Genomic DNA, 13,395 nt, shown 5'->3' with positions numbered 1-13,395 from the left:
TCACCTGCCGGGGGTCGTGGTCGAGGCGGGCTGGGGCGGGGGCGCGGCGGAGGCGGACGCGACCGGGGCGGAGGGCGACGCGCTGCCGGGGGCCGTCGGCGACGCCGTCCCCGCCGCCGTCGGCGGGGTGGTCGCGGGTAGGCCCGGCCGGGTGCCGTCCGTGGCGGCCGGCGACGCCGTGAGGGCCTCCGGCGGCCGTACCGACACCGGCACGTCCTCCGGGTCGGGCTCGGGGGCGGGCGACGGGACGCCCTTCACGGTGCCGCCGGGGCTCAGGAAGGCCGGGTCGCCGCCGGGCACCATGCCGAGTTCGCGGGCACGGCGCTGGAGGGCGTCGGGGGCGGAGTAGGAGTCGATGTCGCGCTGGAGGGCCTGCTCCTCGTCGGTGAGGTTCTTGGTGTCCTTCTGCAGGTCGTCGAGCTGGAACGCGCCCTCGCTGAGCGCGGAGTTCAGCACCAGGAGCCCGATCAGGCCGCCGCCGAGGAGGAGCACGACGAGGAGGACGAACGGAGTGCGGGCGGCCTGGCCTCCCCTGGCCGGGAGGAGCCGGGCGAGCCGGGCGGCACGGCCCCTCAGTTCGGGTCTCCTGCTCACCGGTCCCCCCGACTTCGCCGTTCCCGTTCGCCCACCGCGCGGGGGACGGCGCCGCACGCGTACGGCCGCCCCGTCAGCTCCCTCACTCGACGTCCTCCCTGATGCGCTCGGCCCCGCGCAGCCGGGCCGGTGCCGCCCGCCGGTTCTCGGCGATCTCTTCCTCGGTGGGAAGTTCGGCACCGCGCGTCAGCAGCTTGAGCCGGGGCTGGTAGCGCTCGGGGACGACCGGCAGTCCGGGCGGGGCGGTGCTGGTGGCGCCGGCCGCGAACACCTGCTTCACCAGGCGGTCTTCGAGCGAGTGGTACGACAGTACGGCGATCCGGCCGCCGACGGCGAGGGCCTCGACCGCGGCCGGGATCGCCCGTTCCAGGACCGCCAGTTCGCCGTTGACCTCGATGCGCAGCGCCTGGAAGGTGCGCTTGGCCGGGTTGCCGCCGGTGCGCTTGGCGGCCTGCGGCAGGGCGTCACGGATGAGTTCGACCAGCCGGGCGCTGGTGCTGAAGGGCTCCTTCTCGCGCTCGCGCACGATCGCGGCCACGATCCGCTTGGCCTGCTTCTCCTCGCCGTAGGCCCGCAGGATGCGGACGAGTTCACCGGGCGGGTAGGTGTTGAGCACCTCGGCTGCGCTCATCCCGGTCGTCTGGTCCATGCGCATGTCCAGCGGCGCGTCCTGGGCGTAGGCGAAGCCGCGGTCGGCCTCGTCGAGCTGCATGGAGGAGACGCCGAGGTCGAACAGGACGCCCTGGACGCGCGCGATACCGAGCCGGTCGAGGACCTCGGGCAGCTCGTCGTAGACGGCGTGCACGAGGGTGGCCCGGTCGCCGAAGGGGGCGAGGCGCTCGCCGGACAGGCGCAGCGCCTCCTTGTCGCGGTCGAGGGCGACGAGCCGCGCCTCGGGGAAACGGGTGAGCAGGGCCTCGCTGTGGCCGCCGAGGCCGAGGGTGCAGTCGACGACCACCGCTCCCGGCCGCTCCAGGGCGGGCGCCAGCAGGTCCAGGCACCGCTGGAGCATCACGGGGACGTGTCGACTCTGGCTCAAGGGGCCCTCTCAGGTCCGGCGCGGGCCGTACGCACCGCCGGGTCCCCGCCCTCCCCCGGTGGACGCCGGGGGTGCCCCCGGTGAGGGGAGGCCCGCCGGCGCCGGAAGCGTCGGCCGACCGGCAGCGGGAGAAGGCCGAGCCGTACGTACGCGCGGGCCGCGCACGTGGGGAGACGCCGCGCGGGTGCCGGGGTCTCCGGGGAAAAGCAGTCCAGCAGGGAGGGCCGCGCCTCCCCCTTCGCGTCACTTTAGTCCACCCTGTCTCGCGGTCAATCAACCGGCCTGCGCGTCGCCCGCCGGAGCGTCGGCGACACCGCGCGGGGCGAAGGTTCACCCGTTCGGCTGCCGGGTCGCGATCCGTGTGGAGTCGCTCACAACAAGCCACGGAGGCCTTCTTTGTCCCGACTCACAGCAGGACCGGACCGGGGGTGACCAGTAACGTCATGGGTATGACGACTTCTGCAGCAGTTCCCGCCGGATCCGAAGGAGCCATAACGGGCGGCACCGTCACGGACCGTCTCGTCGAGGCCAACCAGCACTATGCCGACGCGTTCACCGACCCGGGGATGGACGCCCGGCCCGTCCTGCACGTCGCGGTCGTGGCCTGCATGGACGCCCGACTCGACCTGCACAAGGCGCTCGGCCTGCAGCTCGGCGACTGTCACACCATCCGCAACGCGGGCGGTGTCGTCACCGAGGACGTGATCCGCTCGCTGACCATCAGCCAGCGGGCGCTCGGCACCCGCAGCGTGGTCCTCATCCACCACACCGGCTGCGGCCTGGAGTCCCTCACCGAGGAGTTCCGGCACGACCTGGAGATGGAGGTCGGACAGCGCCCCGGGTGGGCGGTGGAGGCCTTCCGGGACGTCGACCAGGACGTGCGCCAGTCGATGCAGCGCGTACGCACCTCGCCGTTCCTGCTGCACACCGACGACGTGCGCGGCTTCGTCTTCGACGTCAAGACGGGTCTGCTGCGCGAGATCGATCCCGCCTGACCCCCTGGCCACCCCACCGCCCGACCGCCCGGCCCACCCCGGACGCCCCCGCTCACATCACACCGTCATCGTCGACAAAAGGCCGTAAGGCCCGACATATCGCAGCCACTTGTCCACAGGCGAGTGACACGAACCGGTAACGGCCACAAGAATGCGGGGGTGACACCACGCGTTTTCCCGCGTGAGGTCCGTGTTCAGGGGTGGGCCGGTCCGCACCGCGGTGTGTCGGCCCGGGAAACATTGGGGTATCCCTGCTCGTCCAGAGCTTGGATAAGGGCCGAGGAGGGCCGGGTGACGACCTATGACGATCGAGCGAGCCTCACTGATCTGACCGCCACTGTGGAGCGCGTCCGCAGTTCGGTGGAGGGAGTGATCGAGGGCAAGCCCGAGGTCGTACGGCTTTCACTGACCGTGCTGCTCGCCGAGGGGCACCTCCTGATCGAGGACGTGCCCGGGGTGGGCAAGACGATGCTGGCCAAGGCGCTGGCCCGGTCCATCGACTGCTCGGTGCGGCGCATCCAGTTCACACCCGACCTACTGCCCTCGGACATCACCGGCGTGTCCATCTGGGACCAGCAGCGCCGGGACTTCGAGTTCAAGCCCGGCGCGATCTTCGCGCAGATCGTGATCGGCGACGAGATCAACCGCGCCTCGCCCAAGACCCAGTCGGCCCTGCTGGAGTCGATGGAGGAGCGCCAGGTCACCATCGACGGGCAGACCTACGAACTGCCCAACCCCTTCATGGTGGTGGCCACGCAGAACCCGGTCGAGATGGAGGGCACCTACCCGCTGCCCGAGGCCCAGCGCGACCGCTTCATGGCCCGCGTCTCCATCGGCTACCCCAGCGCGGAAGCCGAGGTGCAGATGCTGGACGTGCACGGCGGGGTCAACCCGCTGGACGACCTCCAGCCGGTCGCCCACGCGCACGAGATCGTGAAGCTGGTCGAGGCGGTCCGCGGCGTCCACGTCGCCGAGACGGTGCGGCGGTACGCGGTGGACCTGGTCGCCGCCACCCGCACCCACCCCGACCTCAGACTCGGCGCCTCGCCGCGCGCCACGCTGCACCTGCTGCGCGCCGCGAAGGCGTCCGCCGCCCTCGGCGGCCGGGAGTACGCGCTGCCGGACGACGTGCAGGCCCTCGCCGTGGCCGTGCTGGCGCACCGGCTGCTGCCCACCGCCCAGGCACAGCTCAACCGCCGGACGGCGGAGCAGGTCGTGCAGGAGATCCTGCAGAACACCCCGGTGCCCGCGGCGCCCCAGCAGCAGAGCGGCTTCGGTCTGGGCCGGGGCACGGCGGCGTTCGGCCAGCAGCCGCCGCGGAGGCTGTGATGGCGGACGCGGGGACGGCGCGCGCGGAGGCCGACCGGGGCGACCGGAGCGGCGTACGCACCGCGCTGGCCGGTCTGACCACCCGCGGACGCTCCTTCCTGGCCGCCGGCGTGGCGGCCGCGCTGTGCGCCTACGTCCTCGGACAGAGCGATCTGCTGCGGGTCGGCCTGCTGCTCGCCGCGCTGCCCCTGCTCTGCGCGGCGGTGCTCCACCGCACGCGCCACCGGGTCGCCGGCAGCCGCCGCCTGTCCCCCGCGCGCGTGCCCGCCGGCAGCGAGGCCCGGGTGCACCTGCGGACGGAGAACGTCTCCCGGCTGCCCACCGGCCTGCTGATGCTCCAGGACCGGGTGCCGTACGTGCTCGGGCCGCGGCCGCGCTTCGTCCTGGACCGGGTGGAGCCGGGCGGCCGCCGCGAGGTGTCCTACCGGGTCCGCTCCGACCTGCGCGGCCGCTATCCGCTCGGCCCGCTGCAACTGCGGCTGACCGACCCGTTCGGGATGTGCGAACTGACCCGGTCCTTCTCCGCGTTCGACACCCTGACCGTCGTCCCGCGTGTGACACCGCTGCCGCCGGTACGGCTGAGCGGCGAGGCCAAGGGGTACGGCGACGGGCGGCAGCGCTCGCTGGCCCTGGCGGGCGAGGACGACGTCATCCCGCGCGGGTACCGCCACGGCGACGACCTGCGCCGCGTGCACTGGCGCTCCACCGCCCGCTACGGCGAGCTGATGGTGCGCCGCGAGGAGCAGCCGCAGCGCGCCCGCTGCACGGTCCTCCTGGACACCCGGTACATCGCCTTCCGGGGCGCCGGCCCGGAATCGGCCTTCGAGTGGGCCGTCTCGGGCGCCGCGTCGGTGCTGGTGCACATGCTGGAGCGGGGCTTCTCGGTGCGGCTGCTCACCGACACCGGCACCTCGGTGCCCGGCGAGGGCTCCGAGGGGTTCGCGGGCGCGAGCCAGGGGTCGGCGGACGCGGCCGGGCTGATGATGGACACCCTCGCGGTGATCGACCACTCGGACGGGGCGGGCCTGTCCCGGGCGTACGACACGCTGCGCGGCGGCAACGAGGGGCTCCTGGTGGCCTTCCTCGGCGACCTCGACGAGGAGCAGGCCGCGGTGGTCGCCAAGATGCGTCAACGCGGCGGCGCGGCGGTCGCGTTCGTGCTGGACAGCGACGCGTGGGTGCGGGAGCGCACGGACGTGCCCGGGCCGGTGCACGGCACCGGGGAGCGGCTGCGGATGCTGCGCGAGTCCGGGTGGACGGCGGTGGAGGTGCCGCGGGGCGCCTCGCTGGAGGAGGTGTGGCGCCGGGCGGACCGGGAGCGTACGGGCCTCGGCGCCGCGAGCGGGACGGGCTTCGGCACGGCGGGCGCGGCGGGTCACGGGGAGGGGCGGTCATGAGCGGCCGGACACGACTGGCGCTGTGCGCCGCGGCGGCCACGCTGATGGCGGCCTGCGCGCTGCTGCCGCTGGTCTCGCCCATGACGTGGCTCCTGCAGGCCACGGTGCTGCTGGCGGCGCAGACGGGTGTGGGCGTGGCGGCCCGGCGGGTGCCGCTGGCCCGGACCCTGACGGTGGCCGCGCAGGCCCTGGTCACGCTGCTCCTGCTGACCCTGGTCTTCGCCCACGGGCAGGCCGTCGCCGGGCTGCTGCCGGGCCCGGACGCCTTCCGCCGCCTCGCCGGTCTGCTGCAACTGGGCGCGCAGGACGTCGGTCGGTACGCGATCCCGGCCCCGCTGTCCGACGGCATCCGGCTGATGCTCGTCGGCGGTGTCCTGCTGATCGGGCTGATCGTGGACACCCTCGCGGTGACCTTCCGCAGCGCGGCCCCGGCGGGCCTGCCGCTGCTCGCGCTGTACTCGGTGGCGGCCGGGCTGTCCGACGGGAACGACTGGCTGAGCTTCCTGGTGGCCGCCGCCGGCTATCTGATGCTGCTGCTGGCGGAGGGCCGGGACCGGCTCTCGCAGTGGGGGCGCGTGTTCGCCGGGGCGGCCCACGGCGCCGGCGGGGAGACCGGCGGGGCCACCGCGCCGGTGCGCACCGGGCGCCGCATCGGCGCGGCCGCGCTGGCGGTCGCCCTTCTGCCGCTGCCGGCGATGCAGGGCGGCCTGCTGAACAACGCCGGTGACGGCATCGGCTCCGGCAGCGGGAACGGCGGCACGATCTCGGCGGTGAACCCGCTGGTGTCGCTGCGCGACAGCCTGAACGTGAACGAGGACCGCACGGTCATGTCGCTGCGCACGAACGCCGGTGACGTCTCCGACCTCTATCTGCGGATCGTCTCCCTGGACGACTTCGACGGCACCACCTGGAAGCCCTCCCAGCGGCACATCGTCGGCGTGCCCGACCGGTTCCCCGCCCCGGCCGGCCTCGACCCCGAGGTCGCCCGTACGGAGATCACCACCTCGATCGCGGCGGCCGACTGGTACGCGCAGGACTGGCTGCCGATGCCGTACCCGCCCAGCGAGGTGCGCATCAAGGGCAATTGGCGCTACGAGCCGGTGGGCATGACGCTCGTCGGCGACCACGGCCAGAACACGCGCGGGCTGACGTACCGGGTGCGAAGCCTGCAGGTGCGGCCGACGGCGCGGCAGTTGGCCACGGCGCCCGCTCCGGCGCCGGCCCTGCGGCGCGAGTACACGAAGGTGCCCCTGTCGCTGCCCGGGATCGTGGCGACGACCGCGCGGGCGGTCACCGACGGAGCGGCGAACCCCTACGAGGAGGCGGTCAGGCTCCAGGACTGGTTCGCCGTCGACGGAGGCTTCCAGTACGACACCCAGGTCCAGGTGGGCAGCGGCGCCGAGGCGATCGCACGGTTCCTGAAGGACAAGCGGGGCTTCTGCGTGCACTTCTCCTTCGCGATGGCCGCGATGGCGCGCACGCTCGGCATTCCGGCCCGGGTCGCGGTGGGTTTCGCGCCCGGTTCCCCGCAGGGCGACGGCACGGTGGCGGTGGGGCTCAAGGACGCGCACGCCTGGCCGGAGCTGTACTTCGAGGGCGTCGGCTGGACCCGCTTCGAACCGACCCCGACCCGCGGCTCGACCCCGTCGTACACCCGGTCCGAGACGCCGGGCGACACCCTGCCGGACCCGGCGCTGCCCTCGCAGTCGTCGTCCGCGGGACCGTCCGCCGCGCCCTCGGCCAGTCAGAGCTGCACGGCGCTGCAGCGGAAGATGCAGGAGTGCGCGAGCCCGTCCCCGCAGGTGGTGGCGGTCCCGGGCGGCGGCGGCCCGAAGTGGTACGAGCTGCTGGCCTGGACGCTCGGCGGAGCGGCCGCCCTGGCGCTGCCGCTGTCACCGATGCTGTGGCGCCGGCGGGCGCGGGCCGTACGGCTCGGCGCGCACGGGCGCGACGCGGCGGACTCCGCGGTCCGCACCCTGGCGGCGTGGCAGGAACTGACGGACACCGCTTGGGACTTCGGGATCCTGCCGGACGAGTCGCAGACCCCGCGCGGGGCGGCCGCCCGGATCGTGCGGCTCGGCCGGCTGGACCCGGTGACCGGGGCCTCGGCACACCGGCTGGCGGACGCCGTGGAGCAGGTCCTCTACGCCCCGCACCCGCGGCCGGCGACCGGGCTCGCCGAGGACGTCCGCCGCGTCGTCGCGGGCCTGGGGAGCACGGCCGGCCGCGGCACGCGGCTGCGTGCCACGTTCGCGCCGCGCTCGATGGTCCGGCTGGTGTGGGGGCTGTCGGCGTGGTGGTCGGCGCTCACGTCCCGCGTCTCGGCCGCCCGCCCGGCCCTGCGCCGGCCGTCGGGGCAGCGGGGCTGAGCGTCCGGGCGCGGACATGCGGGAGGGGGTGACCGCCCGGGCGGTCACCCCCTCGGGCACCACGTGAGGAGTCCGGCGCGCCGGAGCGCCGGGAGGGGGGCCTAGTGGCCCTGCTGCTCGTCGCGGCGGCGCTGCCAGCGCTGTTCGATCCGGTCCATCATGGAGCGCTTGGCACGCACGGGGCGGCGGGCCTGCGGTCCGCCGACGGCCTGCTCACCCGGCTTGGGGGCCTTGCGCCAGCCGGTCACGGCCAGCACGGCACAGCCCAGCATCACGAGGAAGCCCACCACGCTCACCCAGATGATCTGGGCGACCATCCCAGCCATGAGGAGCGCGATACCCACGAGGAAGCCCACGACCGCCTGGTAGACCCGCCGCCGGGTGTACGTACGCAGCCCGCTTCCCTCGAGCGCCGACGCGAACTTGGGATCTTCGGCGTACAGCGCTCGCTCCATCTGCTCGAGCATGCGCTGCTCGTGCTCCGAGAGCGGCACGGAGTCCTCCTCATCGTGCAGTCGCCGGGGCGACCCGGGGGGTCCCTTCAGGATAGGCAGGGAATCGCCCCCGTGAAACCCGCCCCTCTGCGCCAATTGACCAACCGGTGTCCGTCATGGCCGTCCCGGCTCGCTGAGGCTTCCTTTCCCCGGCGTCCGGCCCGTCATGCCGGGCGGTCTCCCTCGATCATACGGCGCGGAGCCCGCGACCGGGGGGCCTGTGGCGTACTCCATCCCCGGCCGAGACGCTGATCAGCGGCGCGTCACGGCCGCCGGCTCACGCCTCCGCGGCACCCCGCGTCTCGCCGAGGACGTGGAGCTGGGTGGCCACGGAGCGGAACGCGGGAAGCTCGGCGGCCGCGGCCTCCAGCTTCAGCAGCGCGTCCAGGGCGCCGGGCTCGGTGTCCACCAGGACGCCGGGCACGAGGTCGGCGAAGACCCGTACGCCGTGCACCGCGCCGACCCGCAGGCCCGCCTGCTCGACGAGTTCGGTGAGGTGCTCGGGGGTGAAGCGGCGGGGCATCGGGTCGCCCTCGCCCCAGCGCCCCTCGGGGCTCTCCAGGGCCTGCTTGGCCTCCTTGAAGTGACCGGCCAGGGCACGGGCGAGCACGGCGCCGCCGAGTCCGGAGGCGAGCAGGCTGAGCACGCCCTCGGGGCGCAGGGCGTCCACGGCGTTGCGGACGCCCTCGGCGGGGTCGTCGACGTACTCCAGGACGCCGTGGCACAGCACGACGTCGTAGCCGCCGCGCTCGACGACGTCGAACAGTCCGTGGGCGTCGCCCTGCACGCCCCGCACCCGGTCGGCCACGCCGGCCTCGGCGGCGCGGCGCTCCAGCGCGAAGAGCGCGTTGGGGCTGGGGTCGACGACGGTGACCCGGTGGCCGAGGCGGGCGGCGGGCACGGCGAAGTTGCCGCTGCCGCCGCCGGTGTCGAGGACGTCCAGCGCCTCCCGGCCCGTGGCCTTGACCCGGCGGTCCAGGGCGTCCTGGAGGACCTCCCAGACCACGGCGGTACGGAGCGAAGCGCGGGGGCGGGTCGGGTCCGACACGGCAGGTGACTCCTCGGCGCGGCACCGCCTCGTACGGGCGGAGCGATCGGGCTGCCTCCCCGGCCCGTAGTGCGGGACGAGGGAAGGCCTCAGGCGCCCTCCACCCTATTGCCTCCGCCCCCACGCGCGCCCCTCACCTCCGCCTCGCACCTCCACCGCGGCGCCGCGGGGACGGGTCCATGCCCCGGCGGCCCCGTCCCCGCGGCAGGGCACTCGACACGGGCACGCGATACGGCCCGCGCCGCCCACCGGCCGAAGGCTCGGCCCGCCTCCGGCATGCACGCCGAACCCGGCCCCCTCCCCCGGATCCGGCCCCCTCTCCCGCGCCCCTCCCCCGCGCCCGGGCCTCGGCCCGCGTGCGGTGAGCGCCGCCGGACCCGGCGCCCTCGCCCGGTGCCCCGACCGCCGGCCGGAGGCTCACCCCGCGTCCGGCAGGTCGCGTCCGTGCCCGGAGGGTTCCCCCTCGTCCGTGTCCGGGCGCGGGCGCGGCAGCGCCGGCTGGAGCACCAGCATCCGCTCGACCAGCCGGATGAACATCGCCACGTCGCGTATCAGGTCGTCGGCGTCGCGGTGGCCTGCCGCGCCCTGGACGCCGGCCTCGGCCAGCGCGCGGCGCCGGGCGCCCGATGCGAACAGGGCGCTCCACTCGGTGAGTTCGGGCGCGATCTCGGGGAGCACTTCCCAGGCGCTCCGGATGCGGGCCCGGCGTCGTGGCGTGGTCTCCGGGCGGCCCCGCGCGGCGAGCACGGCGGCGGCGGTGCGCAGGGCGGCGAGGTGGGCCGTCGCGTACCGCTCGTTCGGCGCACGGAGCGCGGTGGCCTCGTCGAGTCCCGTGCGAGCCTGGGCGAGCAGGTCGAGCGCGGCGGGCGGGGCCGTGGTCCGGCGCAGCACGGGGTGCACGTCGCTCGCCGGGCCGGTCAGTGAGGGGGCAGGGCCGGTGGCGCGGCGCCGACGGGCGGCGGCTGCGGACGAGTTGGCCATGACGAACCTCCTGTCGTCTGGGTGCACGGCACAGGTGCCGTATGTGCCCATCGTGGGGTATGGCACTGACAATCCCCTCTGACCTGTGCTTTTGCTTCGCTCGTAGGTTCGGGGTACTTTTTGCACTGACCAGTCAGTTCAAAAAGCCGGTACGCAAGGCCGGTTGCACCGCACAGGGGGAGGGGAAGCCTTGGACGGCCCTCAGGAGAGCCCCGAGGAGCGCCCGCAGGACACGGCGGGCGGCCTCGGGGTCATGGCCCGCGACCTCGGGCTGCGGGGCCCGCGCGGCTGGGCGTTCCGCGGCATCGGCCTCGACGCCGGACCCGGTTCGCTGATCGCGGTCGAGGGCCCGTCCGGGTCCGGCCGCACCTGCCTGCTGCTCGCGCTCACCGGCCGGATGAAGCCGACCGACGGAGTGGCCGTCGTGGGCGGTTTCGCGCTGCCCCGGCAGATGACCGCCCTGCGCCGGGCCAGCGCGCTCGCCAACGTCGCCGGGGTCACCGACCTCGACCCGGCCCTCACCGTCGGCGAGCACCTGCGCGAACGGGCGCTGCTGCAGCGCCGGTTCCGCGACTCCCTGCGCGGGCTGCTGCGGCCCCGCGTCGAGCGGAGGGCCGAGGCGAAGCTGCTGATCGACGACGCCCTGGCCGCCGCCGGCCTCGACCCGGCCACCCTGCCCAAGGGCTCCCGCACCGCCGTACGGGACCTGGAGCGGCTGGAGGCGCTGCGCCTCTCCCTCGCCCTGGCGCTCATGTCGGCGCCCCGGCTGCTCGCCGTCGACGACGCCGACTTCAAGCTGTCGAACGGCGAACGGGCCGAGGTATGGGCGCTGCTCGCCTCCCTCGCCGAGTCCGGGACCACCGTGCTGGCGGCGTGCAGCGAGGCCCCCGACGGCGCGGTGACCGTCTCCACCAGGCAGACCGCCCCGGCGAACGGCGCCGAAGCGAACGAGGACCCGGCGAACGAGGACCCGGCGAACGACGACCGGGCGAACGACGACGAAGCGAAGGGGGCGGCCGATGCGCTCGCCGAAACTGGCCGCGCTTGAGCTGAGGCGCTTCGGGCGGGGGAAGCTGCCCCGCGCCGCCCTGGTGGCGCTGCTCGTGCTGCCGCTGCTCTACGGCGCCCTGTACCTGTGGTCCTTCTGGGACCCCTACAGCCGCCTGGACCGCATCCCGGTGGCGCTGGTGAACGACGACCGGGGCGCGACCGCCGACGGCAGGAGGATCACGGCCGGCGACGACCTCACCAAGGGCCTGCTCGAGAGCGAGACCTTCGACTGGCACCGGGTCGACGCGGACGAGGCCCGCAGGGGCGTCGAGGACGGCACGTACTACCTGTCGCTGACCATGCCCGCCGACTTCAGCAGGCGGATCGCCTCCAGCGCGGGCGACTCCCCGGAGACCGGCGCGCTCCAGGTCCGCACGAACGACGCCAACAACTACATCGTCGGGCAGATCTCGCGGACGGTCTTCAGCGAGGTCCGCACCGCCGCCTCCACCAAGGCGTCCCGGTCCTTCCTGGACCGCATCTTCATCTCCTTCTCCGAGATCCACGGCAAGACCGTGACGGCGGCCGACGGCGCCGACCGGCTCAAGGGCGGCATCGGCAAGGCCGAGCAGGGCTCCAAGGACCTCGCCGAGGGCCTGGCGGAGGCCAAGAAGGGCAGCGGCAAGCTGTCCAAGGGCCTGCGCAGGCTCACCACCGGCGCCGCCTCCCTGGAGGACGGCTCGCGGCGGGTCGCCGACGGCACCCAGGCCCTCGCCGACAAGGTCAACGCGGTCGACGGCAAGGTGGGCCCGTTCGTCGAGAAGAACGAGAGGACGATCGGGGACACCGCCCGGCTGGTGGCCGACTCGGCCAAGGCCGTGCGCCACAACCTCGACACGCTGGTGAAGGTGGCCCCGGGCGCCGCCAAGGGCGCGCACGCGGCCTCCGAGGTCCTGGACGACGTCTACGCGAGGCGCTGCGCCGACCCCGTCCTGCCGGACCCCGCCTGCGCCGACCTCAAGAAGGCCAAGCAGGCCGCCGCCGACGTGGCCGCCGTCGCCGACGACCTGAACACGCTGATCGCGGACCAGAACGGTGACCTGAAGACGCTCGACGGCAACCTCGGCACGCTCCAGAAGCAGGCCCAGGCGCTCGCCGTCCGCGCTCCCCACCTGTCCGAGGACCTCGACGACGCCGTCAAGAAGATCAACCAGCTGAACACGGGCGCCGGGAAGGTCGCCGCGGGCGCCAGGAAGCTGCACGCGGGGCTGGGCACCGCGAGCACGGGCGCGAGCGGGCTCGACCAGGGCGTGGGCAAGCTCCGGACGGGCGCCGACGACCTGAGCGGCGGCATGTACAAGCTGGTCGACGGCTCCGGCAAGCTCGCCGGCGGGCTGCACGACGGCGCCGCGCGGATCCCCGACTACGACAAGAAGTCCCGCGACGCGCGCACCGGCGTCATGGCGGATCCGGTCCAGCTCGCCGCGCGGGACCTGCACCACGCGCCGAACTACGGCACCGGTTTCGCCCCGTACTTCATCCCGCTGTCCCTGTGGGTGGGCGCCATGGTGGCGTACATGCTGATCCCGCCGATGAACCGGCGCGCGCTCGCCGCGGGCGCCTCGGCCCGGCGGATCGCGCTCGCGGGCTGGCTGCCGGTGGTGGCGGTCGGCGTGCTGCAGACGTCCGCCCTGATGGCGGTGCTGCACTGGGCGATCGGACTCCAGATGGTGCGGGCCGCGGGGACGGTCGGCTTCCTGTTCCTGGTGGCGGCGTGCTTCGCGGCGATCGTGCAGTGGCTGAACGCGCGCTTCGGTGCGGCGGGCCGGATCCTCGTGCTCGCCCTGCTGATGCTGCAGCTGACGTCCGCGGGCGGCACCTACCCCGTGCAGACCAGTCCGGGCTTCTTCAACGCGATCCACCCGTTCCTGCCGATGAGCTACGTCGTCGGGGCCCTGCGCAGGCTCATCACCGGGGGCGGCCTCGGCCCGGTGTGGACGGCCTGCGCGGTGCTCACCGCCTTCACCGCGGGCGCGCTCGCGCTGACCGCGCTCGCGGCCCGCCGCCGCCAGGTGTGGTCGCTGGACCGGCTGCACCCGGAGCTGAGCCTGTGACGGCGCCGACGCCCCCGGCGCCCTCGGGGCGATCGGCTCCCCCGG

The 13,395-nt window shown here is 74.5% G+C and carries 11 protein-coding genes; 6 read left to right on the top strand and 5 right to left on the bottom strand.

All coding sequences use genetic code 11. The annotated features are described in order from the left end of the window. Positions 1–594, bottom strand: a complete 594-nt coding sequence (locus ACIPM1_RS02380; protein ID WP_356187707.1) for a septum formation initiator family protein — start codon at positions 592–594, stop codon at positions 1–3. A gap of 82 nt (positions 595–676) precedes the next feature. Further along, positions 677–1,633, bottom strand: a complete 957-nt coding sequence (gene rsmH / locus ACIPM1_RS02375; protein ID WP_402427766.1) for a 16S rRNA (cytosine(1402)-N(4))-methyltransferase RsmH — start codon at positions 1,631–1,633, stop codon at positions 677–679. A 449-nt stretch (positions 1,634–2,082) separates the two neighbouring features. On the opposite strand from rsmH, the gene ACIPM1_RS02370 reads away from it, so the two are divergent. The 4 genes from ACIPM1_RS02370 to ACIPM1_RS02355 all read left to right on the top strand — a co-directional run bounded on the left by ACIPM1_RS02370 (position 2,083) and on the right by ACIPM1_RS02355 (position 7,723). Next, on the top strand, positions 2,083–2,628 hold the full coding sequence (locus tag ACIPM1_RS02370; RefSeq protein WP_356187712.1) for a carbonic anhydrase: 546 nt from the start codon (positions 2,083–2,085) through the stop codon (positions 2,626–2,628). A gap of 291 nt (positions 2,629–2,919) precedes the next feature. After that, on the top strand, positions 2,920–3,957 hold the full coding sequence (locus ACIPM1_RS02365) for an AAA family ATPase (RefSeq protein WP_402427762.1): 1,038 nt from the start codon (positions 2,920–2,922) through the stop codon (positions 3,955–3,957). Then, positions 3,957–5,354 (top strand): DUF58 domain-containing protein, encoded by a 1,398-nt coding sequence (locus ACIPM1_RS02360; RefSeq protein ID WP_402427759.1) that lies wholly within the window; start codon positions 3,957–3,959, stop codon positions 5,352–5,354. Before ACIPM1_RS02365 ends, ACIPM1_RS02360 begins: the two co-directional genes overlap by 1 nt. After that, positions 5,351–7,723: a DUF3488 and DUF4129 domain-containing transglutaminase family protein gene (locus tag ACIPM1_RS02355; RefSeq protein ID WP_402427756.1), complete on the top strand. Its 2,373-nt coding sequence runs from the start codon at positions 5,351–5,353 to the stop codon at positions 7,721–7,723. The genes ACIPM1_RS02360 and ACIPM1_RS02355 overlap by 4 nt, the downstream gene beginning before the upstream one ends. Before the next feature lie 101 nt (positions 7,724–7,824). Here ACIPM1_RS02355 and ACIPM1_RS02350 read toward each other — a convergent pair whose 3' ends face one another. The 3 genes from ACIPM1_RS02350 to ACIPM1_RS02340 form a co-directional block, all read right to left on the bottom strand. Then, the gene (locus ACIPM1_RS02350; RefSeq protein ID WP_356187720.1) at positions 7,825–8,217 is read right to left on the bottom strand and encodes a DUF3040 domain-containing protein; all 393 of its coding nucleotides are present in this window, start codon (positions 8,215–8,217) and stop codon (positions 7,825–7,827) included. 277 nt (positions 8,218–8,494) lie between these two features. Beyond that, a complete protein-coding gene (locus tag ACIPM1_RS02345; protein WP_402427752.1) occupies positions 8,495–9,265 on the bottom strand; it encodes a methyltransferase in 771 nt (256 codons plus the stop codon). 417 nt (positions 9,266–9,682) lie between these two features. After that, positions 9,683–10,246 carry an SAV_6107 family HEPN domain-containing protein gene (locus ACIPM1_RS02340; protein WP_402427749.1) on the bottom strand — a complete coding sequence of 188 codons (564 nt, stop codon included), beginning with the start codon at positions 10,244–10,246 and terminating at the stop codon, positions 9,683–9,685. Positions 10,247–10,499: 253 nt separating this feature from the next. On the opposite strand from ACIPM1_RS02340, the gene ACIPM1_RS02335 reads away from it, so the two are divergent. After that, positions 10,500–11,294 carry an ATP-binding cassette domain-containing protein gene (locus tag ACIPM1_RS02335; protein WP_402428168.1) on the top strand — a complete coding sequence of 265 codons (795 nt, stop codon included), beginning with the start codon at positions 10,500–10,502 and terminating at the stop codon, positions 11,292–11,294. Next, positions 11,266–13,350 (top strand): YhgE/Pip family protein, encoded by a 2,085-nt coding sequence (locus tag ACIPM1_RS02330; protein ID WP_402427746.1) that lies wholly within the window; start codon positions 11,266–11,268, stop codon positions 13,348–13,350. Before ACIPM1_RS02335 ends, ACIPM1_RS02330 begins: the two co-directional genes overlap by 29 nt. The last annotated feature ends 45 nt before the right edge of the window (positions 13,351–13,395 follow it).

This window comes from Streptomyces sp. NPDC086766 (assembly GCF_044746005.1).
GTDB lineage: Bacteria > Actinomycetota > Actinomycetes > Streptomycetales > Streptomycetaceae > Streptomyces.
Note: the sequence above shows the minus strand (reverse complement) of the source record. Positions and strands in the feature narration are given on the sequence as shown.

Coding starts and splice junctions, on each gene's coding strand:
- ACIPM1_RS02370 (WP_356187712.1), top strand. CDS start 2,083: ATGACGACTTCTGCAGCAGTTCCCGCCGGATCCGAAGGAGCCATAACG.
- ACIPM1_RS02360 (WP_402427759.1), top strand. CDS start 3,957: ATGGCGGACGCGGGGACGGCGCGCGCGGAGGCCGACCGGGGCGACCGG.
- ACIPM1_RS02355 (WP_402427756.1), top strand. CDS start 5,351: ATGAGCGGCCGGACACGACTGGCGCTGTGCGCCGCGGCGGCCACGCTG.
- ACIPM1_RS02340 (WP_402427749.1), bottom strand. CDS start 10,246: ATGGCCAACTCGTCCGCAGCCGCCGCCCGTCGGCGCCGCGCCACCGGC.
- ACIPM1_RS02335 (WP_402428168.1), top strand. CDS start 10,500: ATGGCCCGCGACCTCGGGCTGCGGGGCCCGCGCGGCTGGGCGTTCCGC.
- ACIPM1_RS02330 (WP_402427746.1), top strand. CDS start 11,266: ATGCGCTCGCCGAAACTGGCCGCGCTTGAGCTGAGGCGCTTCGGGCGG.